Source organism: Neiella litorisoli (genome assembly GCF_014773395.1).
In the GTDB taxonomy this organism is placed as follows: Bacteria; Pseudomonadota; Gammaproteobacteria; order Enterobacterales; family Neiellaceae; genus Neiella; species Neiella litorisoli.
Genome location: NZ_JACXAF010000001.1, coordinates 140551 through 166198 on the forward strand (window position 1 = coordinate 140551; position 25648 = coordinate 166198).

Below are 25648 nucleotides of genomic sequence, written 5' to 3' on the forward strand. Positions count from 1 at the left end.
TCATGGCGTTATGGGGTGGACGTTTTTCACAAGGCAGTGACGTACGATTCAAAGCATTTAATGATTCGTTGCCGTTCGATTACCGTCTGGCGGAACAGGATATTGTTGGCTCTGTGGCTTGGTCACAGGCGTTACAAAAAGCTGGCGTGCTGACTGTTGAAGAGCAGCAAGACTTGCAACAAGCATTGGAGCAATTGCTGGTTGAAGTGCAGCAAGATCCGAATCAAATCCTCCAGTCGGATGCGGAAGACATTCATTCCTGGGTCGAAGGCAAGTTGATCGATAAGGTCGGTGATTTGGGCAAAAAACTCCACACCGGCCGTAGCCGTAATGATCAGGTCGCCACCGATCTCAAGCTGTGGTGCAAAGAGCAAGGCGAAGAAATCTACGCCGCATTGGTCAAGCTGCAAGAAGCGCTGGTTAACCTAGCTGCTCGCGAGCAGTCGACGGTTTTGCCAGGTTACACCCACTTACAGCGCGCCCAGCCATTGACCTTTGGCCACTGGTGCTTGGCTTATGTTGAGATGTTCGATCGTGACTTGAGCCGAGTGAAAGATGCACTGCATCGAATGGACCGCTGCCCACTGGGCTCCGGCGCTTTGGCCGGTACTGCCTACCCGATTGACCGTGATGAACTGGCGCAATCTTTGGGCTTCCGCTCTGCCACCTTGAACAGCTTGGATGCGGTGTCTGATCGTGACCACGTGTTGGAGCTGTTGTTCTCTGCCAGTACCTCCATGCTGCACTTGTCGCGTATGGCCGAAGATTTAATCTTCTACAACTCAGGTGAAGCTGGCTTCATCGAGTTGGATGATGCAGTGACCTCTGGTTCGTCGTTGATGCCGCAGAAAAAGAACCCGGATGCGCTGGAACTGATCCGTGGTAAAACCGGTCGAGTTATTGGCTCGTTAAGTGCCTTGATGGTCACCATCAAAGCGCTACCAATGGCCTACAACAAAGACATGCAGGAAGACAAAGAAGGCCTGTTTGACGCGGTTGATACTTGGCTGGCGTGTTTGGACATGGCGTCACTTTGCTTGCAAGACCTCAAGGTCAATCAAGATGCGACTTTGAAGGCAGCTCAACAAGGCCACTCCAACGCCACTGAACTGGCTGACTATCTGGTTGCCAAAGGCCTACCATTCCGCGAAGCACACCACGTGGTGGGTGAAGCTGTGGTGGCGGCGATTGAGCAAAACAAAGCGCTCGAAGAGTTCGAGTTAGCCGATCTCAAGCAGTTCAGCGATTTGATCGATGATGATGTCTTTGAACACCTCACCATCGAAGCCTGCCTTGCTAAGCGCGAAGTGCTTGGCGGTACCAGCCGTGCCAGTGTTGAGTCGGCACTGAATGGTAAGAGCGGCTTCGAAACCCAGCAAGGCCAAGCCAAAGGCGGTACGTCGGTGGGTCAGGTTGGTTACGCGCTTGGTCAGGTACAGCAACGTTTGAACGCCCAGAAAGCGGAAGTATTAAGTGTTCGCGAAGCTCGCTTGTCTGATATGGATGAGATCGATCGCATCGTTTCTCATTGGGCCAAAGAAGGCGAAACGCTGCCACGCAGTCGTGATGATTTGCTTCGCTCTATTCTCGACTTCGCTGTTGCTGAGATTGATCAGAAAGTTGTTGGTTGCTCGTCGCTGTATATCTACGGTACCGGCTTAGCGGAAATCCGCAGCCTCGGCGTTGACTATGACAAGCATGGCCAAGGCCAAGGTAAAGCACTGGTGCAATACATGATGCAACGCGCGAAAGACCTTGAGTTGAAGCGCTTAATCGTCCTCACTCGAGTGCCAACTTTCTTCGAGAAAATCGGCTTCACCTACACCAGCAAAGATCAGCTGCCGGAGAAGGTGATGAAAGATTGCGATATTTGTCCGAAGAAACACGCCTGTGATGAAGTCGCGATGGAATACTTCTTGTAATCAATTGCTATCCAGCTGAATTGCAAAGCCCCGATTATCGGGGCTTTTTTGTGGTTGCGCTATGTGCAATATCGCAAGATGGAAGCCCGCACTGCAAACCCAATACGCCGCTGTCTGTTGCGCGAAGAACTAACGAACCCTCTGCAGGCTCTTTCTATTGCGAGTGATGACCAACAACACTCCCACAACTAGGCAATAGAAATTGATACTGCCGCCTCCGCCTGACTGTTGTGACGCACCGCCATTGCTACCTCCTCCTGACGAACCACCGCTGCTACCGCCAGAATTGCCATTGTCATCGTCCGGCACATTGGTACTTTTAGAGGAGTCTCGAGGGTATGAATCAAGCCAGTCATTGACGCCATCGTTGTCGTCATCCAGATCAGCTATATCGCCAATACCATCGCCATCGTTATCCAACCACTCACTTGCGTTCAGCGGGAACAAATCGAAAGTGTCTTCAAAACCATCATTGTCATCATCGATATCGAAACCATTGCCAATCTGGTCGTTGTCAGTGTCAATATGTTCCAAATAGTGCAGCGGTAACGCATCATCAGCATCAGCAACACCGTCACCATCAAAATCTTCCCCAGCTAACTGGGCCGTCACATACGGACCACCAAATCCTGGCTCATAGGTTGATACACCTTCTCTTTCCTGACCAATAAATATCTTATTTTGAGCGGCGAGAATCGTTGTTGGGTAGTGTGTACTTAAAACAGATTTCGTCATCAACAATTCAGTGCTTTCATTACTCAATGAATAGCGCGTTAAATATTCGAATTGTTGTGAATTCAAGTAATCGGCAAAGTCGGTGACGTAAAAATCACTTCCCGCAAAAGCGCCAACTTGAAACCCTCCATCCGCCAGTTCAGGCCCAAGTGCCCGAGTTCCAGCTGCTGTTCCATCAGTAACCCACATCCGGTAGGCACCATCTTGGTCATATGCGCTATATATCAGCTGTGCGCTATCGGGAGTTGAATACAGTTTGTGGGTGCCCCACTGATTATATGCAACATCATAGAGCTCGATCAGAGATGAAACTTTTCCACCTTGTCCCTCGCTTGACCAAATGGCATTGTCCCTCACAAAGGCAATGCCTTGGTTAAATCTGGTCATCGTTCGAATCGATAAATCATCGACATTTTTCAAGATGTTGATCAGGCCAGAAGGCTGCCATAACCATAAATTGGATGACCCAAAGTGAGTCACTAAATATAGGCCGTCAGGTGTGGATAACACCTCTTCGATAAATGGAGGTATTTCCTGATCGCCGAACGGAATGGTAAATGCTTCGACCACGTCACCAGTTTCTCCATCGACCTTATAAACAATCGAGCGTTGTTCAATGTGCTCATCGTTATTCACTAAGAGCGTAAAGTAGACCTCTTGTTGATGAACAAGGATTTTGTCAATGTTCTCGCCATTTATCGCTGTTTGAGGGAAGTTGGTAAGTGGTTTGGTACCTTCTGTAGTGGTATCAGTAACCCAAAGCTGACACCTCATGTAGCCGTCCTCAATGACAGGAGCTTGAAAGAAATACTGACTGCCCAGCGTCGCCACTTTTCGGTTGTTTACGTCATAGTCAACACAATGGTCATGCATCTCGGTAATGAGTGTTGTGACTGTGCCAGTATCATATCGGTAAAACATCAGGTCGAGGGAATCAGAATAAACGGCATTCTCTAGCCACCAGTACTGCCCTCCATCAACGGGCACTATTTGCACTAATTTCCTATTTGGAAACGACCATTGAGTAACTTGAGAACTTTCCATTGTCGAAGCATCTGTCTTCCACAATTCTCGCTCTATATGGTGACCAAGGAGCCCGTCTTTGATGCCATACCACCGATGCTGCATAGTAAAAAACACCTCATCACCGGTGCTGGCAAGGGGGCCTTTTTGCACTCGAGTTTGCCCGTAGCCGACATCCTTGGCTAGCAGAGTACCTGGCTCAGAACTATCGGTTCGCCACAGCTCAATACCATGCTCCTCATCAAAACCAGAGAAAAACAAATCATTGGCAACAAAATGCCAAGGACTATAGGACCACAAATTATTGGGAATGCCATTTTCTGAGATTCGAACAGTACCTTCTGTTGTGCCATCGCTAACCCATATTTCGTTAGTGATTGAAGTGGAATTTGAATTGTCGGGCACATGCCGAGCCAAAACAATTTTGCTTCCTTTTGCACCAAGCATTTTAAATTTTTCAAATCTCACCGGAGGAAATTCAAATACCTCTGTAATGCCACCATCGCTACCATCAATGCTCACCAACTTGTGTGTATCTAACCCGTTAATGGGATCATAGAACTTAGCGATGAAATAAACTTTGTCGTTAAGTAACGTTAAGCTCGCCGGAGAGCTTACGTATGTGAAGCCAACCTCCTGCCGCGGATCGATATCAAGCAGAGTGGTCGTACCTTGGCCATTTTCAGAAATCACATAGATTTCATCAGCTGCGGCGACAACTGAGCTACCCAACTGGATCGCCTCGGCGGCTTGAGAGGGAGCGCCATTTCTATAGAAATTTACCGCATGCGAGCCTGTAGTCGTGCCATCAGTGAACCAAAGCTGAGCGGTAGAGTTAAAATAAACACCTGTGTCCGCAGGGAATATCCTCTCATCTGCCGATACCGTCACATCGGTCAGTCTGATGGCTTCGCCACTATGATTAACCGCCCAAATATTCCCTTTGCGAGTTGAAGAACTAGCGATAAAAAACAGTTTGTCTGCAGACACCACCATGTGTCGCGGAGAGCTGGCACAATCATCACCTATGCAAAGGTCAACTTTTGATGTCCCGCTTGCTGTCCCATCAGAACGCCAAAGCTCGGACTTTAAATAGTTGTCATAAACAGGGAAATAAACATGACCGCGAAAGCTAACCATTTGGTTGCCACGTTGGTTTTCTCTTCCATCTTTTAATTCAGCAATGAGCTTCTGATTCCCGCCGGATAAATCAGTTGAAACAAGCCCTTCAGGTGAAAAATAAACGATTCGATCATTGACGACGGCATAGGGGTTAGACATTTCTCGCCCCCCCCAAGATAGATTTGAGACCACCTGCTTTGCAGTATTATTTGATGAATCGTAACGCCACAAACCAATACCTCGATAAGCAGGCTGGGCACTACAACACCGAATATCGAGATCCGGTTGGCCAACAAAGAACAAATACTGGCCGTATTGTTGATAAAAGGTAGGCGCTATCGACTCAGAGCGAGACAAGTCTCTGTTAGGGTCGACTTCATAGATTTTTTGCTCTAACGCGCTAGTCCCAATGGGAGTTAGCAGTGAACTCAACAATAGAATGGAGTGAATGATCTTCATTTTTTAGTTCCCTTAAATAATGTTCATTCGGACTTTTAGAACAATACTTCGCTAATCGACACAAGCTACTTACTCTTCCGCAGTCGCGGAATGGTCGGGCGTTATGGTACCGAATCGCTATGGATGTTGTTATTTGGAAGGGTATTACCGTGGCTAGAGGCCACTTTGAAAACCAGTCCTTGGTACAAAGCGAAAATCTTGCTAGCGCTATGTAAGCATATCGCGCAGAAATATTGTGTGTAGTAAATCATATCGAGCAGAATTGACGCAGAACTTTGTCTACTTGGTTGCAATGGATCTACACAATAGTTTGTTGCGCTGTCGCAGCAACACCGTGTTAGGCTAAGTGCCAACACATCAAAGCAAGGGACTGATGCGATGACTCAAACCCCTTTTCGAAATCCGCGTAGCTGGCTATTGATTGGTTTATTGCTCGCTGCGGTATACGTCTGCTATCAACTCATTTTGCCGTACATCGAGCCCATTATTCTGGCGCTGATTTTCGGCATTTTGATGGCGCCAATCAATCAATGGCTACAGAAGAAGCTGGGCAATCGAGCTAACTTGACGGCGGTGCTCAGCTGTATCTTGCTAACCTTGGTCATTCTGTTGCCGGCGTTCACTGTGATTGTTGCTATCGTCAGGCAAGGCATTAACTACACGGTGGATTTACGCAGTTGGATCGACCAAGGCGGTTTGGAAACCATGTTAGCGCACCCTTGGGTGCAAATTGTCAAAGCCAAGCTGGCAATTATTCTGCCCGATGATTTCCTTACTCCTGAGAACCTCCGGACTCAAGTCGTTGGCGTCGCCAGTGGCGCCGGCAAAAGTCTGGTGGGAATTTCGACTGGCGTACTGGGCAGTTTGAGTCACTTCCTCATGCAACTGACCTTAATGCTGTTTGCCTTGTTTTTTGTCTTGCGCGATTACGATCGTATGGTCGACTTCTTTCGCCACGCCTTGCCGCTCTCCCGCAGTCAGGAGGATGCCCTGCTAGAAGAAATCGAGGCCGTCTCCAAGTCGGCACTACTTGGCACCATTTTAACGGCGATGACCCAAGGCGTTGTCGGTGGTTTAGCGATGTGGCTAGCGGGTTTCCCTGGCTTATTCTGGGGCACCATCATGGCATTCGCGTCGTTAATTCCGGTGGTCGGCACAGCATTGATCTGGCTGCCTGCGGCCTTGTTCCTGATTATTTCCGGCGATACCGGCTGGGGTATTTTCCTAATTGTGTGGGGCGTGGCCGTAGTCGGCAGCATCGATAACTTTGTCCGACCGCTGTTCATGCAGGGCGCAGGATCGCTCAACACTGTGGTGATCTTCTTCTCGCTACTCGGTGGTTTGCATATGTTTGGCCTGATGGGGCTGCTCTACGGACCATTGATTGTTGCCCTAACGCTGGTGTTGTTTCACCTCTATGAAGCCGAGTTTCATGACTTTCTCGATCAGCAGGATCGCTCTTAGCAGAGCGGCCAACTCGCACACAAAAAAGGCGCCAAGTTGGCGCCTTTCGTTTAGCAGTATCAGACCGCTTATTTGAGGACGTCTGCAACACCGGTGCAAAGGACGTCCATGTTCGCTTTGGTCATGCCAGCAACGCTGATGCGGCCCGAGCCAACAATGTAAATACCGTGGTCTTCGCGTAGCTTGCCGACTTGCTCTGGGTTTAATCCAGAGAATGAGAACATGCCATTCTGGCGTTGAATAAAGCTAAAGTCGCCATCGACACCTTTGTCAGCCAAAGTCTCAACGAACAAGTCGCGCATTTGATGAATACGAACACGCATTTCAGCAACTTCGGCAACCCACTGAGCATACAGATCATCGTTACCCAAAATAGTGCTCACTACTTTTGCACCATGGGCTGGCGGGTTGGAGTACATCGCCCGAATGTTGACTTTGACCTGACTGAACGCCGTGTCAGCAACGTCGGCACTTTTCGCTACCAAGGTGAAAGCACCGGTACGCTCATTGTACAAACCAAAGTTCTTCGAGAACGACGACGCAATCAGCAGTTCATCGTGGTTACTCAGGAAGGTGCGCAAACCTTGTGCATCTTCTTCAATACCAGTGGCAAAGCCTTGGTAGGCGAAGTCAAACAGCGGCAACCAACCGGCTTGTGCAGACATATCAGCCAGCACTTGCCATTGCTCGGCAGTCGGATCAATACCCGTTGGGTTATGGCAGCAACCGTGGAACAGGACTAAATCACCGGCCTTGGCGCCTTTCAGGCTTTCCACCATGGCGTCAAAATCAAGATCGCTGGTCTCGGCATTGTAGTAAGCGTATTTTTCAACGGTCAAACCTGCTGCACCAAATACTGCCGCGTGGTTCGCCCAAGTTGGATTGCTCACCCAAATCGTTTTACGCTCTAAATTACGTACAGCAAAATCAGCAGCAATACGCAGCGCACCGGTACCACCTGGCGCTTGCGCCGTGCGAGCGCGATTATCAGCAATCACCGCACTGTCGCCACCGAACAGTAGCTTTTGTACATGTTTGCCGTATTCCGGCACACCTTGAATACCTAAGTAAGACTTGGTTTTCTCGGTATCCAGCAGCAGAGCTTCAGCTTTTTTAACCGAAGCAAGAATCGGGGTGGTGCCCGCTTCGTCTTTATATACACCAACGCCTAGGTTGATTTTGTTGTCGCGTGGATCTGCATTGTAAGCTTCAGTTAAACCCAGAATTGGATCCGCCGGCGCTAGAGGTACCGATTCGAACATGATGGTTTGCTACTCCTGTAGTAGTGAGGGCCTCAGATTTTAAATAAACCTCTGCCGTTATACCACTAGCGATGCAGTGCCGAAAGACTGACCAGTACAAATAATTGACCGCTCTTTGATTCGCCGCAAACCCGCGACTTTTGATAGCCAATATGTTTAAAATATTGAACAAATGATTGGCAAAGATAATCAATATGAACTTACGCGATTTCGAATATCTGCTCGCTCTTTATGAAGTCCGCCATTTTCGCAAAGCAGCGGAGCGCTGCTATGTCAGCCAACCGACGTTAAGTGGCCAGATTCGTAAGCTTGAAGACGAACTCGAACTCACGCTTATTGAACGCGACACCCGCAATGTCATGTTTACCCCTGCTGGCGAATCTGTGGTTGAGCATGCCCGCCGCGTGCTCAGCGAAGTGAAGCAACTCAAAGACACCGCGCAGTCGTTTCGCGATCCCATGTCTGGTGAATTAAAGCTAGGTTTAATCCCCACTGTTGCGCCTTATCTGCTGCCCAAAATCATGCCGCACCTGTTTCAGAATTTCCCAGATATGGGATGGCAACTGGAAGAACAGCAAACCCATGTGCTGCTTAATTTATTGCGCGAAGGCCAGCTCGATGCTTTGTTGTTGGCTTGGTTGCCAAATGAAATGCAGGGGCTGGCACACATCACTTTGTTCGATGAACCACTGTGGTTGGCGGCGTCAAAGGATAATCACCTGATTAAGCAAACAGGTGTCGAACTCAGCCAACTCGACGGTGAAACGGTACTCATGCTTGAAGATGGCCACTGCCTCCGCGATCAGGCCTTGGGCTACTGTTTTAGTGCGGGTGCGAACGAGGATGGCACCTTTCGCGCCACCAGCCTTGAAACCCTGCGTCACATGGTCGCCACCGGTCGCGGTGTCACCCTGATGCCTTATCTGGCCATTCAGGAACATCATCAGGCTGACCCACTACTGGGTTACCAGCCTTTTAAATCACCACAACCCACCCGCGAAATTGCGCTGGTCTACCGCCGTGGCACCAGTCGTATCCGCACCTTGCAAGCGCTGGCTGATGCGATCAAGGAAAGTGTGACCATCCCGACAGCTTAACTCCCATTCCCTTGCAATGTGGCTAAACTCGGGGGATACAAGGAGTGATTTTTTATTGAGGGCGAAGTAATGATTACTCAAGGTGAACGACGCAACTTTATCCGAATGTCAGTTGATACCCCCATTCGGGTTCAGCGGAGCGCGTCGGGAGAGACGTTAACCGGCACTTGTCAGAACTTGAGCGCGACCGGTCTGGCAGTAACCCTTGCAGAGCCATTGCAAATGGGTGAAGAGGTGGAAGTATTCATCGATACCACGGGCGATAACATTCGGCCGCTGGAAGCGACCGCCAAAGTCCTTCGCATGGATCCGCTTGAGCAAGACAAATATGATGTCGGGCTGGAAATCACCGGCTACAAATAATCGTTGAGCCGCGGCCTTTAGGGTCAGATGTAATTTTTCAGGTCGAGCCCGTATGTGTCGGGCTTTTCAGCACTGATGATTTTGTCACTTTCGTATTGTGCCAAATTATACATTTCGACCTGAATGTGGCGGTTAAACTTGGCGTTGTAGACCAACTTTAAGACAGGTCGGGTTGGTGCCTTTTCGTTGATCTCCACGACCACTCCCAAACGGCCACTTTGCAGTTTTACCAAAGTCCCAACTGGGTACACATTAATGCAGCGAATAAACGCATTGACCAGCTCCTGATCGAGCTTTTCTGGCGCCATGCTGCGAATAATGCTCAGCGCCGCAGTCGGTAGCATGGCTTTCTTGTAAACCCGCTCGCCGGTCAGGGCATCAAAAATATCAACAATCGAAGCCATTCGCCCATATTGGCTGATGGCACTGCCGGACAGGCGTTTGGGGTAACCCGCACCGCTCAATTGTTCGTGATGCTGAACAATCACTTCCATGGTCGTTTTTGGCAATACGACTTGGTTTTCGTCAATAATGTCGCGCCCATGCAACACGTGCCGCTTCATTTGTTCGAATTCTTCGGGCATCAGTTTGCCGGGCTTGTTGAGGATTTCCTCCGGCACTCTGAGCTTACCAATATCATGCAGCAAGCCGCCGGTGACCATATCGGCAATGACCTTCTCGTCCAGCTTGAGATAACGACCAAATACGCCGAGCAAAATACCCACGTTGATACTGTGCTCTAGCAAGTACTCATCTTTTTGCCGAATGCGAGTCATCATGGTAAGCGCTTGTGGATTACGAAAGACCGAGTCCATCAACCCTTCGCCTAACTCCTTAAACGCTTCAACATCAAGATTGTGGCCTTGCTGCAAGTCGCGAAACGCTTTTTTCTGCAGTTGTCTGGCCTGATTATGGAGCGCCTTAGCCTGCTCCATTTCGCGCTCAACGCTGACCATAGGTTCGTCGTAGCGCGTTTTAGGCTGGCTTTGCGAAGCATCAAGCCCCTCTGCCTTTTGTTGCTCCGGTAGTTTTTTGTCTGGATCGATATGTAGTTGCTCGACACCTTTGCTGATCAGTGCATCGATACTGGCTTGAGAGGTGACAAACCCAGGTTTCTTGAGGGCAAAGTTACCCCGACATTTAGCAATGCCAGTGATAAACATACCCACCTTGAGTTCGTTGATCGAAATGGTTTTCGTCATACCCAACTACACGTTATCCCGCTATCAGTAGCACTAATTTAAAACAATTCGTCATCGACAGTTGCAGGTTGCTGAACTTCATTATCAATGAATGGATCAACCGGTTGCACTAATGATTCGGCATATTGGGTTGGCTCGGAGCCGGCCACAAAGTACTCGAAGCGAGTCGAGCTATCGGTACGATGAGTCAATAGTCCGGACGATCGATCAATCCTAACACTGACAATATTATCCGGCGCAGTAAATGACTGAACCGGCATATTTTGCAATGCAACTTGCATAAATTTGATCCAAGCAGGCAACGCCGTTTTAGCACCAAATTCCTTGCCGGTAATTTGGTTGCTACCGAGGTTGGGGTTGTAAGCCGTCGACCCCAGCTTGCGCCGGTGATCATCAAAACCAATCCAAGACGTTGCTACCAGATTCGGATGGAAACCAGAGAACCAAGCATCTTTGGCGTCATTGGTGGTACCTGTTTTACCGGCAATATCACGACGCTTTAAGGCTCGAGCTGCGCGCCAACCGGTACCGTTCCAGCCGGTGCCTGCGGACCAGTCGCCGCCGCCCCAAATCGCGCTATTCATCGCTTGAGTGACCAAGAATGTGTTGGTGTCTGACACCACATGTGGCGCCTGCTGCGCCTGATCGACCGGTAATGCAGGGCAAATGGCGAATTGGTCTGCGGCAATCTCGGCAAATTCAGTCAGCTCAGTGAATTCAGTCATCGACTGTTGCAACGCCTCACATTCGGGGCAGGCAACCTTTGGCTGCTGTTGGAAGATTCGATTACCGTGCTGATCTTCAATCCGCTCGATTAGGTATGACTTCACTTGATAACCACCATTGGCAATGATGGCAAAGCCGTTCGCCACATCCAACGGAGCAAAGCTTGCCGAACCGAGCGCCAACGATTCATTGGGCGGAATGTCTTCAAGCGGGAAGCCAAACTTGCTCAGGTGCTGCCTGATCTTTTCAATGCCAACGGCCCGCAACAAGCGCACCGACATCACGTTCTTCGACTGCGCCAAGCCCAAACGTAAACGAGTGTCACCATCATAGACTTCAGGTGAATTCTTCGGCCGCCAAGCCACTCCGGCAGACGCATCCCAGTGGCTAATCGGCGCATCAGCAACTAAGGAAGCTAAACTGTAACCGTTGTCAAAGGCCGCAGAATAAATGAAGGGTTTGATGTTGGAGCCGAGCTGGCGCTTGGCTTGGAAGGCTCGGTTGAACTGGCTTTGGGCGAAGCTAAACCCGCCGACTAGGGCACGAATCGCGGCATCTTTTGGGTTCAGCGCAATGAGCGCAGCAGAGGCTTCTGGCAATTGCGATAGCGCCAAAGAGCCATCGGTTGCAGCAACGGTCATGATGACATCACCGGGCTGAACAATCTCTGCGGCCGTTTTTGGTGCTGCGCCTTGGCGCTCATCGGTAATAAAAGCCCGTGCCCATTTCATGCCATCCCAATTGATCGTCCCTTGCGTGCCGTCGCGACGGATCACTTGTGCCGACTGTTCAGCAACAGTCATTACCATCGCCGGGACAAGATGCTGATAGCCGCGGTATTGCTTCAGGTATTCAATGACCTGAGTCTGGTCCCACATTGGCTCCGGTAACATCAATACTGGTTCTAGAGGCTGCTGTTGTTCGCTTTGATCGTCTAGTTCAGGCACCGCCAACCATGGGTTTGCAATGGCGCCACGATAGCCGTGACGATGATCGTAATCGAGTAAGTTTTGTACCACCGCGTCAATGGCGGCTTGCTGTTGCTTTGAATCAATGGTGGTAAAGACTTTAAAGCCCGAGGTATAGGCGCGCTCCTCACCGTAGCGCTCAACCATATATTGGCGCGCCATTTCAGCAACATAAGGCGCATTCATCTCAATCGCCGGACCGTGGTACTTACCTTCTAACGGCGCCTGCATCGCCTCTTTGAATTGTTCTCGGGTAATGGCTTCTACTGCCAACATCCGCGCCAACACGACATTACGGCGCTCGACCGCATTTTCAACGGAATAAATCGGATTCAGAATCGACGGTGCTTTTGGCAAACCGGCAATCATGGCGATTTCAGGCAGGGTCAGTTGGTCAACCGTCTTACCGAAATAGACTTCCGCCGCAGCGCCAACACCATGGGCACGATAGCCCAGCGGAATTTTGTTGAGATAGAGTTCGAGGATCTGATCTTTGGTCAGCAGTTGCTCGATGCGCCAAGCGAGCAGAATTTCGCGAATTTTTCGGCGATAAGTTTTGTCACGGGTTAGATAAAAGTTACGCGCCACCTGCATGGTGATGGTACTCGCCCCCTGGCGCTTTTCGCCGGTAGTCACCAGAGACACGAAAGCACGGGTGACACCAATCAGGTCAATACCGGGGTGATCGTAAAAACGGGAATCTTCAACCGCCAGAAAGGCGTCTTTCATCTGCTGAGGAATTTGCTCAATAGCCAGCGGGATGCGGCGTTTCTCACCGAACTGCGAGATCAACACACCATCATTGGTATACACCAGCATGGGAGTTTGCAGTTGGACATCTTTAAGTTCGGTAACGTCTGGCAGGTCACGACTGAAATAAACCGCAACAGCAATGGCGACAATCAGCCCGAGCACGCCGCAGCTGAAGAAAAAAATCAATAGAGAACGCAATAATTTCACGGTTAGTAATCACTTACATCATGAAGCCGCAGCCAAAATCCAGTCCCTTCCGTCAGGGCCTATTGGCCTGTGCTGTATTCATCAGACCACAGGGGCAAGAGTATAAAGAAGTCGTTGCGCAAAAGACACAAAATAGCGAACTGTGTTGAAACTCCACGTAAAAGCGCTTGTTTTTTTGTGCAGGTCTAACAGTATAATCAAGCTTAACAATAGCATTACAATGGATTTGCATACGTGAAACTTGAGCGCTTATGGAAACGTAGCCAACCGCCATTGATTGGTCTTGATATTGGTTCCCATTCCGCCAAAGCCGTATTACTAAGCAAAACTGAAGATGGCTGGGTGTTAGAAAATGCATCCCAAGTAGCCATCCCGACTGGTGCTGTTGAAGAACATGAGATTAAAGATTTTGAAGCGGTTGGTAATGCCCTTCGGCCATTATTAACCCGCTTTGGTAAAAAGAATAACTTGGTTGCGGCGGCAGTTGCCGGTTCGTCCGTGATCACCAAGATCATTTACGTCGACGGCGGTGGCACCGAAGCTGATTTAGAAGCTCAGGTGCAGATTGAAGCCGACCACTTAATTCCTTTCCCGCTTGAAGAAGTCAGTCTTGATTTCGAAGTCATCGGTACCAACAGTTCAGATACCAGCCGCAAAGACATTCTGCTAAGCGCTTGTCGCACCGAACACGTCGAGTCGCGAGTGGCAGCATTGGAAACCGCCGGCTACACGCCGAAAGTGATGGACATTGAAGCCTTTGCGCTCGGTCGCACGTTAGCGGTGATGAGTAAGCAGTTCCCCGACGACATGGCTAACAATACGGTAGCGATGGTCGATATCGGCGCCAATATGATGCTGTTCAGCATTGTCAGCGATGGCGAAACAATTTACAGCCGCGAGCAGCCATTTGGTGGCGAGCAATTTAACCAAGCAGTGGTCGGTTATTACGGCATGGAGCCCCATGCTGTTGAGGAAGCCAAGCTGGCCGGCACGCTACCGGCTAATTATGATTTTGAGGTGCTGGCGCCGTTTCAGACCCAGATGGTGCAGCAAATCCGCCGCAATATTCAGATTTTCTCAACATCAAGTGGCATTAGTGAAATCGATGCTTTGATCCTCAGTGGTGGCAGTGCCATTCTGCCCGGTACCGTTGAATTGCTGCGCGAAGAATTGGCGCTTCACGCCATTGTTGCCAATCCTTTTGTCAACATGACCGTGGCGGAATCACTGGATCAGGAAAAACTCGCCGCATCGGCTCATCAATATGCCATTGCCTGTGGCCTAGCCATGAGAGGCCATCACGAATGAGTCAGATCAACCTGCTGCCATGGCGTGAAGAAGCCAAGCAAAAGCAACAACAAGAATATTTAACCATGCTGCTGGCTGCTGCTATTGGTGCGGCGCTGATTATGTTTGCAGTGTCATCGTTTTACAGCAGCAAGATCTCGACACAGCAGGCGCGGAACAATTATCTCCTGCAAGAAACAGCAATTCTGGATAAAAAGATTCAGGAGCTCAACGACCTCAAGCAACGCAAAAAAGATTTGGAGCAGCGCTTAAAGCTGGTTCAAGAGCTGCAGCTCAGCCGTAACCTGCTCACTCAATTATTTAACGCCATGGCCGATATTATTCCTGCAGGTGTTTATTTAACTCGGGTTGAGAAAACCGGCCGCTTGCTAAAGATTGAGGGCATTAGCGAATCGAACAACCGGCTAGCCAATTTGGTGCGTAACATCGACGACTTAGATTGGCTCCACAGCCCAAGCATCCAAACCATTGAGGTGGATGAGATCCGTCCGAAATTACTGAGCAAGTTCGTCATGACGGTGCAAATCGTCGAGCAAGAGCTGACCTCATCCGAGCAAGGAGGAAAAGCCAATGGCAATTGATTGGCGCGCCGAGTTCGAACAGCTGAAGCAAGTCGATCTTGATTTAGAAAACATGGGTGGCTGGCCAATTTTGGTCAAACTGATTTTTGCTGTGATGTGCTCGGTGTTCGCGGCGTTTTTGGTGTATTACTTTGTGATTAGCGATCAGCTCGATACCTTAGAGCATGAACGCAACGTTGAAGTAGAGCTGCGGCAAAAATATCAGGTTAAATATGGCGTCGCGGTGAACGTTGAAATTTACCGCGCCCAGCTAGCTGAAATCGAAGAGCAATTTCAGTCCATGCTCAAACAATTGCCAACCCGCCACGAAACCGCGGCACTACTGGACGATATGACCTATGTCGGCACAGCGAACGGGTTGCGCTTCGACAAACTGGAATGGCAACCCGAGCAGCAACAAGAATTCTATATTGAACTGCCAATGAAGTTAGAGGCAGTAGGCCAATACCATCAGCTTGGCCAGTTTGTCAGCGATGTCGCAAGTTTGTCACGAATTATCAGCTTGCATGACTTTGAGCTGGTCGCCGATCCGGACTCTGACAAAGAATTACTCAAGATGAGCGTGCAAGCTCGCACCTATCGCTATAAAGAAGCGGAGGAGCAACAATGAGATTAGTTGCAATGCTGCTCGCCGCTTGTTTACTGGCCGGATGTGGCGACGACTTAGCCGACGTAAAACAATTTGTGCAAAATACTCAGGATGCTTATCGGCCGAAACCCGAACCATTACCTGAAGTACCCGAGTTTACTCACATTCCGTACACCGCCAAGGTCGTTCGGAGCCCGTTTGTCGAGCCGGTCCCTGAATTGATTGAAGTTCAAGTCGCTCAGCGCAAAGACTGCCTGACGCCACAACCTGACCGACAACGCCACCCATTGGAATCGTTTGCCCTCGATGACATTACGATGCGCGGTACCATGGGAACAGACAAACAGCTGTATGGCTTGGTACAAGCCGACAGCGGCAGTATTTATCAGATCCAGATTAATGATTATCTGGGCCTGTTTCATGGCCGAGTCGTTGCCGTTACCGCACGTCAAATCTTAATCGAGGAGATGGTGCCAGAAGGTGACGGTTGCTGGGCCAAACGCATGAATAAATTAGAATTAATCTCCGGCTGATCACGGGGAAAGTGATGGGAGCAAGACTCGTGTTAATTCGACAGATATGGCGCATTCTTCTGGTAGTGGCATTACTACCAACCATGGTCTTGGCCAGTCAGCCACAGCTCATTGATGTTCGTTATAACAATTTGGTTAACGACCAATTTGAACTCGAGCTGGTCTTTGACCAGCCGTTTTTACCGCCACAAACCACAGTTGCAAAGCTTCCCGAGCAAGTCATTGTGTCATTCCCTGATAGCGTCTCGGCCATGACGCTGTCGAGCATTCCTGTTGATGAAAAAGGCGTGCAACGGGTTAACTTTTTTCAAACATCAGAAGGGCTTGCCGTCCATACCGTGATGGATCGCCTACGCCCCTATTCTGGCCGCATTCAGGGCAATAGTTACATCCTCAGCCTTGGCCGTGTCGATGGCGCAGATAATGACGACTTACCTGATTACCTGAATGAAATTACCGCCATTGATTTTCGTCGCAGCGACAGTGGCGGCGGCGATGTGTTGATCTTTCTTGCGCGTAACTCAGTCGCTGCTGATGTGATCCAGCAGGGCGAGAAGGTGGTGGTCAGCTTCTTCGATGTCAGCATTACCGAAGCGCTCGTAGCGCTGCTTGATGTCACCGATTTTGCCACTGTGGTGGAATCCATCGATGTTCAGCAACAACAACAGAAAGTCACCCTAACCATTGCGGCAAACGGTGATTATCGCTTCCATCATCAACAGGTCGATAACTTATTTACGGTCAGCTTAGAGCCGGTTCTGGAAGCCGAAATTGCCCAACAATCAAAGTATTCGGGCAAGCCCATCTCGCTGAACTTCCAAGACATTCCGGTTCGTACCGTACTGCAAATTATTGCTGATCATAACGGCTTCAACCTAGTCACGACCGACACCATTACCGGCAACATGACACTGCGTTTAGATGGTGTGCCTTGGGATCAAGCGCTTGACATGATTCTCAAAATTCGCGGCTTGGGTAAACGAATGGAAGGCAATATCTTGTTAGTGGCGCCAGCCGATGAGTTGGCGATCCGCGAGGCACAAGAATTGCGTGCCCAACAAGAGGTCGAAAAACTCGCGCCACTATTTGCCGAATACGTGCAAATCAATTATGCCAAGGCCGATGACATTGCTGAGTTGCTCAAGAATGATGAAGCCAACATGCTGTCAGAGCGCGGCTCGGTAACCGTTGATGAACGAACCAACACCTTACTCATTCGTGACACTGCCGAACAATTGGAAGAAGTTCGTCGCCTGATCACCGTACTCGACCGCCCAGTCAAGCAAGTGTTGATTGAATCTCGGGTGGTCAATGTCCGCGATAGCGTTGGCGAAGAGTTGGGTGTCCGCTGGGGGATCACCAACACCTTCGACGCAGGTTCTGGCAATGGCGCCACATCCGGCACTATTGAAGGAGCCAACGATGCCAATAATGGCGTCGTGCCATCGATTGCCGACCGCATGAACGTTGATTTACCGGTTGCCAATGCTGCCGGATCGATTGCCTTCCAAGTGGCTAAATTGGCGGATGGTACCGTCATTGACCTCGAGCTATCGGCTCTGGAAGTGGAGAACAAAGGTGAAATTATCGCCAGCCCACGGATCACCACCGCCAACCAAAAGCCGGCCTATATTGAGCAAGGTGTCGAAATTCCATATGAAGAAGCCACTTCCAGCGGCGCGACCAATATCGAATTCAAAAAAGCAGTGCTGAGTTTGCGGGTAACGCCGCACATTACCCCCGACAACCGTATCATTCTCGATTTGGTGATCACCCAAGATACCCAAGGCGAGGAAGTACCGACTTCCGCTGGCGGCCGCGCGGTTGCAATCGACAAACAGGAAATTGGCACGCAAGTCTTGGTGGATAATGGCGAAACCGTTGTTTTAGGTGGTATTTATCAGCAAATTAATACCAAATCAGTTTCCAAAGTTCCGGTTTTAGGTGACCTTCCTGCGGTCGGCTGGCTATTCCGCAATACCAATGAATCCAACGAAAAACGAGAATTGCTGATTTTTGTGACCCCAAGAATCATCACCGAAACGCTATGATTCTTTACAAAGCCGTCAAAAAATCATATAAACATCGGTCGGAATTGCGCTGACCGGAACTCGGCGCAATCACTAACGACCAAAATGCGCTGTTTGGCGCTGAACTTCGCACTCTCGAGCGCAATTAATTCTGATAGACGTTCACGGTAGAAGCGAACACTTCTTGATTTACCCGTAAAGACGCAATGGCTGAAAAAAGAAATATATTCCTTGTTGGCCCAATGGGAGCCGGCAAAAGCACAATTGGCCGCCAATTGGCCCAAGAACTTCATCTGCAGTTCTTCGATTCAGATCAAGAAATTGAGAAGCGCACCGGCGCTGATATTTCTTGGGTATTCGATATCGAAGGCGAAGCTGGCTTTCGTGCTCGCGAAGAATCTGTGATCAATGATCTGACAGAAAAGCAGGGCATCGTTCTGGCAACTGGTGGCGGCTCCATTAAGAGCAAAGAAAATCGCAATCGTTTGTCAGCGCGCGGCATTGTCGTGTATCTGGAAACGTCCATCGACAAGCAGTTTGCTCGCACCCAACGCGACAAACGCCGACCACTTCTTGCCAATGCCGACGATCCACGTGAAGTATTGGAAGAGCTGGCCGGAGAGCGCAACGAACTGTACAACGAAATCGCCGATGTCGTCGTTCAAACTGACGATCAAAGCGCCAAAGTTGTCGCCAGCCAAATCATCAAACAACTCGATCTGTAAAAGAGGTTGAATATGGAGCAGGTCACAGTCCAGCTGGATGACCGTAGTTACCCGATTTTCATTGGTTCGGGACTCATCAAGGATAGCAACTACATTGCTCCATACATTCGCGGCAAAAAGGTTGTCATTGTCACCAATGAAACCGTCGCGCCGCTTTACCTTGATGCAGCGTCAGAGGCCCTTACTGCATTTGATGTCAGTGCCGTTGTGCTGCCAGATGGCGAGCAATACAAAACGCTAGAGCACCTCAATAGTGTGTTCGACAAGCTGCTGGCAGACAATCACGGCCGCGATACCACTCTGGTTGCCTTGGGCGGCGGCGTCATTGGTGATATGGCCGGCTTTGCGGCAGCTTGCTACCAACGCGGTGTCGACTTTATTCAAATTCCGACGACCTTGTTGGCGCAAGTGGATTCTTCAGTTGGTGGTAAAACCGCGGTCAATCACCCGCTGGGCAAAAACATGATTGGCGCCTTCTACCAACCGCGAGCGGTGATCATCGACATCGACTGCCTGCAAACGCTGCCCAAGCGCGAGCTTTCTGCCGGCATGGCTGAAGTCATCAAATACGGCATCATCGAAGATTTCGAGTTCTTTGAATGGCTTGAGCAACATATGGATGAGCTGATGACGCTGGAGCCAGCTTTAATGGCCAAAGCCATTGCTCGTTGCTGCCAGATAAAAGCCGATGTTGTCGCTGCCGATGAGACCGAACGTGGAAAACGCGCCCTACTCAATTTAGGCCATACCTTTGGCCACGCCATTGAAGCTGAACAAGGCTACGGCAATTGGCTTCACGGCGAAGCGGTCGGCACCGGCATGGTGCTCGCCAGCCAAACCGCACTGCTCGAAGGGCTAATCGATCAAGCACAACATGATCGAATGGTGGCCTTGATCAAAGCCGCGGATTTGCCAGTTACAAAACCGGCCGAGATGGATTATGCTGCTTTTATCAAGCACATGATGCGCGATAAGAAAGTCCAAGAGGGCAAATTGCGCTTAGTGCTGCCAGAAGCAATCGGTCGAGCTGGTATCTATAGCGCTGTGCCAGAATCCGTATTGCAACAGGTGATCGACAGCCACTGAACCACGCAGGCCCTTTGATGGAACTTGAGCCACAAGCCACTAGCCTTTTGCCATCACAGCAGCAGTTAATGCTGCGGATTCAGCATCTGGCTGGCCTCGACTCCAATCTCGTCATCATTGCGGGTCGCGAAGGAGCCGGTAAGCACACCCTTGCTTCAGCCCTCGTCGAGCAATATAGCGCCGAATATGATCTGGCATGGCTTGAGGTCAGCAGTAAAAGCTCTGACTCCGTGGTCCGCGCCCAGCTGCTCAATCAACTCTTTGCCGACACCGCCTACGACCCCGACGAGCCGCTCCAGCATAGCGTCAACCAAATTCTTGGTGATACTGGCGGCAAGCAGATGATCGTCCTGACCCACGCCGACCGACTCAGTAATCAATTACTGGTTGAATTGTGGAGTCTGGTAGAAAACAGCCGCAAACTGCCCGCCGGCACCCACCACATTAGCGTACTGATGTTTGCCGAGCCGATGTGGGCCAATCGCGTATCGCGCGAAATGGCGGCAATTACCGAAGCCGACCAACCTGTTTTACAAATCCCATCGCTGCCACTCGAAGAACGCAAGCAACTGTTCTCACTACTCCAGCAACGCCTCGGTCACAGCGAACTCGACACTGACTTGGTTGAGCGCCAACTCGATGAGCAAGATGGTTTGCCTGGCGAAGTGGTTGCTTTATGCCAAGACGCCGGCCCGATTACCGACGACACCGATGATGCGGCCGAGGAAGACAAGCAGCGACAAGCAATTCCAAAGATTTGGCTGATCGCCGCTGCGGTCGGTTTAACCCTGTTGCTGTTGATCCTCTGGTGGGCCACGTCTGGCCAGCAGCCAACGAATGAGCCATCAGAAAGTGCTGCAGTGGTGGAACAAATTAGCGAAGCCGTGGCATCAGTCGAGCCTCAGGCTGACGAGACGGCGCACGATTTATCACAGCCGGCGGTTGCGGACGAGCCGCTGGAGTCCTTACCCGAGCAGCTACCGGAGACCACGGTGACCACACAGGTCGCCGATGAATCAGATAAGCAACGGATCGAAGTTGATGAGCAAACCATCAGCTCCATCGAAGCTGCCGACAGCAGCAAGGATTCAGCAGCAACCGCGCCACAAGAAGTTGAACCAGCAGCAGTTGAAGCAGCAGTCATTGAGACGGCCACAACCCCGCTAGCAGCTGAACCTGAAATTGAACCACAAGCGGCGCCAGAACCAACGCCACAAGTTGCCACTGGTAACACTAATGCTGCCGTTGAACCGAGCCCTTGGTGGCAGCAGCTCGATAGCAACCGTTATGTCCTGCAATTGGGCGTCATGAGCAGCCAAAGTCGCTTTGACACCTTTGCCCGCCGCTACGGTTTGAGCGACGATCCACTGTTCCGCCACTACCAAAGTGAGCGCAACGGCAAACGTGTCTTTATTGGCGTTTACGGCGATTACCCGTCATCTGCGGCAGCTCGCCAAGCATTGAACTCTATGTCTGCGCAAGTTCAGGCGCTCAAGCCATGGCCCAAAACTGTAGCCACCATTCAACAAGAAGCTGTCGCACCTTGAAAGGCTCGAAACAACGCTCTTTTTTGAAGTGGGCTGGCGGTAAATTTGCGCTAATTGAACCCATCGTCAAACAGCTGCCAACAGGTAATCGCTTAGTCGAACCTTTTGTTGGCGCCGCCAGCGTATTCCTCAACACCGATTATGAGCATTATTGGCTCAATGACATCAACCCCGATTTAATTGATGTCTATCGTCGCCTGCAAAGCAGTCCTGAGCAGCTCATCGAAGCCACTCGACCACTCTTTACCGCAGCCAATAATCAAGCTGATGTTTACTATCAGCTGCGCAATGAGTTTAATCAAAGCCAAGCAGGGCTGCGGCGCGCCAGTTTATTCATCTACTTTAATCGTCATGGCTACAACGGGCTGTGTCGTTACAATCGCTCTGGTGGTTTTAATGTGCCGTTCGGGCGCTACAAGCGGCCTTACTTTCCAGAGCAGGAAATGCGTGCCTTTGCCGCCAAGGCTCACTTAGCAACATTCACCTGTTTGCCGTTTGAGCAAGTCTTCGCCAATGTTCAGTCTGGCGATGTGGTTTATTGCGATCCGCCGTACGCGCCTCTGAGTGCCACAGCGAGCTTTACCGCCTATGCTGGCAATGGCTTTAGCAGCGACGCTCAACTCAAGCTTGCAGAGTGCGCCAATCAATGTGCCAAAGAGCAACGCTCACCGGTATTAATTAGCAATCACGATCTTGATTCAACACGCTTTTGGTATCAGGAAGCTAGCATTACCGAGCTCAATGTACGTCGCAATATTAGTCGTAACGGTAATGGTAGAGGCAAGGTGAAGGAGTTGTTGGCACTGTACGCCATCGCCGAATGAGCGCGGTATAACAACTCAGCCGAGCACCCAGCTGACAATAATCAGCAATCCCAGCACCAATACAGTAATGAGTACAATGCCAGCAATAATGTATGGCAGTACCTTTTTTTGACTAAAATCCTGCTGTCGAACGGCTTCGGACTGGACGCCAAAAATCGCCGCTGCAGCGCTTTTCAAATAACGCCACATCGGGATATCAACATAAGGATTAAGGCCGAGAAGCTGAGCGAGTTACTCAGTTGGCTTTTTGTCGGATTGGATTCGATCGCTACTATTGCGAGAAATCAGCTCAAGCAAATCTAAGAAATGAAAACTAGTAGAACGGCTACTGCCAGTTGCCCAACCATACCAAGAAGTGGATGGGTTGTGGGTCGCTAATGCACATTGGTTAGTTGGGTGGCTGCTTGGCAATGCATTGTTGTATTCAACACCTGCTTCACAATCACAGCTTAGCAAGCCAGTGACCGACTGAGCTTGTCCTTGATAGGCAAAGCCAGCGACCACGACAGTCGCAGCGAGCGCGCTGCCAGAAAGCCAGTATTTAAGAGCCATGTTGGTTGCCTTTGTCCAATTCCATGTACAAACGGTTAACAAGTATACAAGGATGTTTCTGATGAAACAAATTGATCTGAAACAAAAAAACACCGCCAAATGGCGGTGTTTTTATATCGCATTGTAATCTTTATATTTTTATGTCTTACAGGTCGAAATCGACAGAGTAAGATACAACAGCTTTCATGTCATCGAGGTTACCCATGTCATCGATGTCAGTCTTAGACAACATCAAAGAGAAACCGTCTTTTGACAGAGATGCGCTGTAGTCAACGTAGCTGTCGCCGAACCAATCTTCAACTGAGTCACCGTCGAAGTAGCCAACGTGCAGACCCAACTCCAAACCTTCAGCAACTTCAAACGCCGCATCAGCGCTGTAGTACAACCAGTCGTCATCCATGCCGTCAGAGAATGCGTCGTCACCAGAGTTCAACAGGTAAGCAACACCAACAGTCAGGAAGCTGTAAGAAACAGAACCGTACAGTTCGCCCAGATCGATGTCTGCGCTGTCATCTGGGTAAGCGTAGTAAACGTAACCTACGTCATAAGAGAAATCGCCTACAGTGCCGCCGTAACCAGCGTAGAAGTCAATTTCATAAGAAGTATCAAGACCATCTACTTCGTTGCCACCGAAATCAACAGTAGAAACCCAAGTACCAGCGTAGAAGCCAGAAGCGTGCTCATAGTCGATACCGCCAGAAACAGCTGCGCTATCGTCAGATTGAGTAACGCCACGCCATAAGTAGTTGCTGGTAGCTGCAGCATTTGCAGACAGACCTTCAACAGCCATTGCTGGGGCAGATAAAGTTGCGGCAACAATCGCTGAAGCGATCAAAGTCTTAGTTGCTTTCATTAGTGTGTACTCCTGGATATGTGAGTGATGTTATTCGACTTTTTAGTATGTCGTTCATATGCTGAGTCCAACAAAGCACAGCCTGTGCCACACTTACAATATCTATATTTATTAATAATTTATGAATAACCATTCATTTTTTGCGAATATATCCGCACCGCCTTGTGCACCAAAAATGAACTCTAAATTAACCAATTATTCACTTTTGGTGCAAAGTGGTATTCTTGGTGCAACTATTAATCCCACAACCGCACTGCAATGGCCGTAGTGATCCGCTAAACTATTGCCTTCTTATTCTTCTAGATGGCTTGAGTAACTTGCGAATGGCGAACGAAATCCCCACCCAGATCATTGCTCCATCGATACTTTCAGCTGATTTAGCTCGGTTGGGAGAAGACGTCAGTAACGTGCTAGCAGCCGGCGCTGACTGGGTTCACTTCGATGTGATGGATAACCACTACGTACCGAATCTGACTTTTGGTCCAGCAGTGTGCAAAGCACTGCGCGATTACGGCATCACTGCACCAATTGATGTCCACCTCATGGTTGAGCCAGTGGACGCGCTGATCCCACAATTCGCCGACGCAGGAGCCAGCCTGATCAGTTTCCACCCTGAAGCGTCAAAACACCCCCACCGCAGCATTCAAGCGATTAAGGCCGCTGGTTGTCAGGCGGGCGTAGTGCTCAATCCGGGCACGCCGCTGAGTATTCTCGATTACCTGATTGATGACATCGATTTGATTTTGCTGATGTCCGTCAACCCAGGTTTTGGCGGGCAAAAATTCATTCCAGCAACCATGGACAAAATTCGCCAGACCCGAGCCATGATTGATGCCTATGGCCTGCCGATTCGGTTGCAAATTGATGGTGGCGTCAATGTCGCCAATATTGGTGATATTGCCACAGCAGGGGTCGATACCTTTGTCGCTGGCTCGGCTATTTTTGGTCAGCAAGATTATGATTTGGTGATCGCGCAAATGCGTGAACAATTGACACTAGCCCAAGCCAACGCAGCACAAGAGAGCGAATAATGAAGGTCGAGCAAATAAAGGGCATTGCTTTTGATTTAGACGGCACCCTACTCGATAGCGCCCCCGATCTGGCGGCGGCGGTCAACGCCATGCTGACTGGCCTCGGCGCGGAGCCGGTGGCAGAAATTCAAGTTCGTCACTGGGTTGGTAATGGCATGCCCGTCTTGGTGCAACGCGCTATGCGACATATTGGTGCCGATGAATCGCAATTCGACCACGCCTTTTCGCTGTTTGCCCAAGCTTATGCTGATGATCCAACGTCACGGTCAACTTTATACCCCGGCGTTGCCGAGGCGCTAGCCCAGTTGCACCAACAAGATATTCCGATGGCGGTGATCACGAACAAGGCACAACGATTTCTGCCAGCAATCTTGTCCGGCTTTGATATTGCTCCATATTTTTCTCAGGTTTTGGGCGGCGATACGCTGGCCGAGAAAAAGCCTCATCCCATGCCGCTATTGCATGTCTGTCAGCAATGGCAGATTGAGCCGCAACAATTATTGATGGTTGGCGACTCAAAAAATGACATTGAGGCCGGAAAAGCCGCCGGTTGCATGACCCTTGGCTTGACCTACGGCTACAACTACGGCGAACATATCGGCCTTAGCAACCCCGATCAGGTTGCCGACAACTTACTTGAGCTAGTTGAGCAACTGGCTCCAACCAATCAACTCGTTTAGGTAACA

At 50.0% G+C, this 25648-nt stretch carries 22 protein-coding genes; 15 read left to right on the forward strand and 7 right to left on the reverse strand.

The genetic code is table 11. From position 1 onward, the window contains the following. Nucleotides 1–2: 2 nt before the first annotated feature. Nucleotides 3–1922 (forward strand): argininosuccinate lyase, encoded by a 1920-nt coding sequence (argH, locus tag IC617_RS00620; RefSeq protein WP_191143047.1) that lies wholly within the window; start codon nt 3–5, stop codon nt 1920–1922. A gap of 129 nt (nt 1923–2051) precedes the next feature. On the opposite strand, the gene IC617_RS00625 is transcribed toward argH, so the two are convergent. Next, nucleotides 2052–5261 (reverse strand): thrombospondin type 3 repeat-containing protein, encoded by a 3210-nt coding sequence (locus IC617_RS00625; protein WP_191143048.1) that lies wholly within the window; start codon nt 5259–5261, stop codon nt 2052–2054. Nucleotides 5262–5639: 378 nt separating this feature from the next. Here IC617_RS00625 and IC617_RS00630 point away from each other — a divergent pair, with 378 nt between their 5' ends. Further along, on the forward strand, nt 5640–6725 hold the full coding sequence (locus tag IC617_RS00630; protein WP_191143049.1) for an AI-2E family transporter: 1086 nt from the start codon (nt 5640–5642) through the stop codon (nt 6723–6725). Between the two features lie 68 nt (nt 6726–6793). Here the strand turns inward: IC617_RS00630 and IC617_RS00635 are convergent, their stop codons facing one another. Next, nucleotides 6794–7990 carry an amino acid aminotransferase gene (locus IC617_RS00635; protein ID WP_369410350.1) on the reverse strand — a complete coding sequence of 399 codons (1197 nt, stop codon included), beginning with the start codon at nt 7988–7990 and terminating at the stop codon, nt 6794–6796. A 191-nt stretch (nt 7991–8181) separates the two neighbouring features. On the opposite strand from IC617_RS00635, the gene oxyR reads away from it, so the two are divergent. Both oxyR and IC617_RS00645 read left to right on the forward strand, forming a co-directional pair. Continuing rightward, the gene (oxyR, locus tag IC617_RS00640) at nt 8182–9084 is read left to right on the forward strand and encodes a DNA-binding transcriptional regulator OxyR (protein WP_191143051.1); all 903 of its coding nucleotides are present in this window, start codon (nt 8182–8184) and stop codon (nt 9082–9084) included. 69 nt (nt 9085–9153) lie between these two features. Next, complete coding sequence (locus IC617_RS00645) at nt 9154–9447, forward strand: PilZ domain-containing protein (protein ID WP_191143052.1); 294 nt, start codon at nt 9154–9156, stop codon at nt 9445–9447. 23 nt (nt 9448–9470) lie between these two features. Here IC617_RS00645 and IC617_RS00650 read toward each other — a convergent pair whose 3' ends face one another. Together IC617_RS00650 and IC617_RS00655 are read right to left on the reverse strand one after the other, a co-directional pair. Beyond that, nucleotides 9471–10649 carry a cyclic di-GMP phosphodiesterase gene (locus IC617_RS00650; RefSeq protein WP_191143053.1) on the reverse strand — a complete coding sequence of 393 codons (1179 nt, stop codon included), beginning with the start codon at nt 10647–10649 and terminating at the stop codon, nt 9471–9473. Between the two features lie 38 nt (nt 10650–10687). Further along, a complete protein-coding gene (locus IC617_RS00655) occupies nt 10688–13303 on the reverse strand; it encodes a penicillin-binding protein 1A (protein WP_369410343.1) in 2616 nt (871 codons plus the stop codon). Nucleotides 13304–13537: 234 nt separating this feature from the next. Here IC617_RS00655 and IC617_RS00660 point away from each other — a divergent pair, with 234 nt between their 5' ends. The 9 genes from IC617_RS00660 (at nt 13538) to IC617_RS00700 (ending at nt 22526) form a co-directional block, all read left to right on the forward strand. After that, entirely contained in the window at nt 13538–14611 is a 1074-nt protein-coding gene (locus IC617_RS00660; protein ID WP_191143054.1) for a pilus assembly protein PilM, read from the forward strand. Next, nucleotides 14608–15192, forward strand: coding sequence for a PilN domain-containing protein (locus IC617_RS00665; protein ID WP_191143055.1), 585 nt, complete (start codon nt 14608–14610; stop codon nt 15190–15192). Before IC617_RS00660 ends, IC617_RS00665 begins: the two co-directional genes overlap by 4 nt. Next, entirely contained in the window at nt 15182–15802 is a 621-nt protein-coding gene (locus IC617_RS00670) for a type IV pilus inner membrane component PilO (protein WP_191143056.1), read from the forward strand. Before IC617_RS00665 ends, IC617_RS00670 begins: the two co-directional genes overlap by 11 nt. After that, entirely contained in the window at nt 15799–16314 is a 516-nt protein-coding gene (locus tag IC617_RS00675; protein WP_191143057.1) for a pilus assembly protein PilP, read from the forward strand. The genes IC617_RS00670 and IC617_RS00675 overlap by 4 nt, the downstream gene beginning before the upstream one ends. Nucleotides 16315–16328: 14 nt before the next feature. Further along, nucleotides 16329–18365, forward strand: coding sequence for a type IV pilus secretin PilQ (locus IC617_RS00680; RefSeq protein WP_191143058.1), 2037 nt, complete (start codon nt 16329–16331; stop codon nt 18363–18365). A gap of 185 nt (nt 18366–18550) precedes the next feature. Then, nucleotides 18551–19069, forward strand: coding sequence for a shikimate kinase AroK (aroK, locus tag IC617_RS00685; RefSeq protein ID WP_191143059.1), 519 nt, complete (start codon nt 18551–18553; stop codon nt 19067–19069). 12 nt (nt 19070–19081) lie between these two features. Beyond that, nucleotides 19082–20155 (forward strand): 3-dehydroquinate synthase, encoded by a 1074-nt coding sequence (aroB, locus tag IC617_RS00690; RefSeq protein WP_191143060.1) that lies wholly within the window; start codon nt 19082–19084, stop codon nt 20153–20155. Nucleotides 20156–20172: 17 nt separating this feature from the next. Next, nucleotides 20173–21702, forward strand: coding sequence for an AAA family ATPase (locus IC617_RS00695; RefSeq protein WP_191143061.1), 1530 nt, complete (start codon nt 20173–20175; stop codon nt 21700–21702). Further along, nucleotides 21699–22526 carry a Dam family site-specific DNA-(adenine-N6)-methyltransferase gene (locus tag IC617_RS00700; RefSeq protein ID WP_224745697.1) on the forward strand — a complete coding sequence of 276 codons (828 nt, stop codon included), beginning with the start codon at nt 21699–21701 and terminating at the stop codon, nt 22524–22526. Before IC617_RS00695 ends, IC617_RS00700 begins: the two co-directional genes overlap by 4 nt. Nucleotides 22527–22541: 15 nt before the next feature. Here the strand turns inward: IC617_RS00700 and IC617_RS00705 are convergent, their stop codons facing one another. The 3 genes from IC617_RS00705 to IC617_RS00715 form a co-directional block, all read right to left on the reverse strand. Further along, nucleotides 22542–22715: a DUF2970 domain-containing protein gene (locus IC617_RS00705; RefSeq protein ID WP_191143063.1), complete on the reverse strand. Its 174-nt coding sequence runs from the start codon at nt 22713–22715 to the stop codon at nt 22542–22544. 42 nt (nt 22716–22757) lie between these two features. After that, a complete protein-coding gene (locus IC617_RS00710) occupies nt 22758–23078 on the reverse strand; it encodes a hypothetical protein (RefSeq protein WP_191143064.1) in 321 nt (106 codons plus the stop codon). Between the two features lie 145 nt (nt 23079–23223). Beyond that, nucleotides 23224–23931 carry a TorF family putative porin gene (locus IC617_RS00715; RefSeq protein ID WP_191143065.1) on the reverse strand — a complete coding sequence of 236 codons (708 nt, stop codon included), beginning with the start codon at nt 23929–23931 and terminating at the stop codon, nt 23224–23226. A gap of 323 nt (nt 23932–24254) precedes the next feature. Here IC617_RS00715 and rpe point away from each other — a divergent pair, with 323 nt between their 5' ends. Both rpe and IC617_RS00725 read left to right on the forward strand, forming a co-directional pair. After that, a complete protein-coding gene (rpe, locus tag IC617_RS00720; protein WP_224745698.1) occupies nt 24255–24962 on the forward strand; it encodes a ribulose-phosphate 3-epimerase in 708 nt (235 codons plus the stop codon). Then, a complete protein-coding gene (locus IC617_RS00725; protein ID WP_191143066.1) occupies nt 24962–25642 on the forward strand; it encodes a phosphoglycolate phosphatase in 681 nt (226 codons plus the stop codon). Before rpe ends, IC617_RS00725 begins: the two co-directional genes overlap by 1 nt. Nucleotides 25643–25648: the final 6 nt, after the last annotated feature.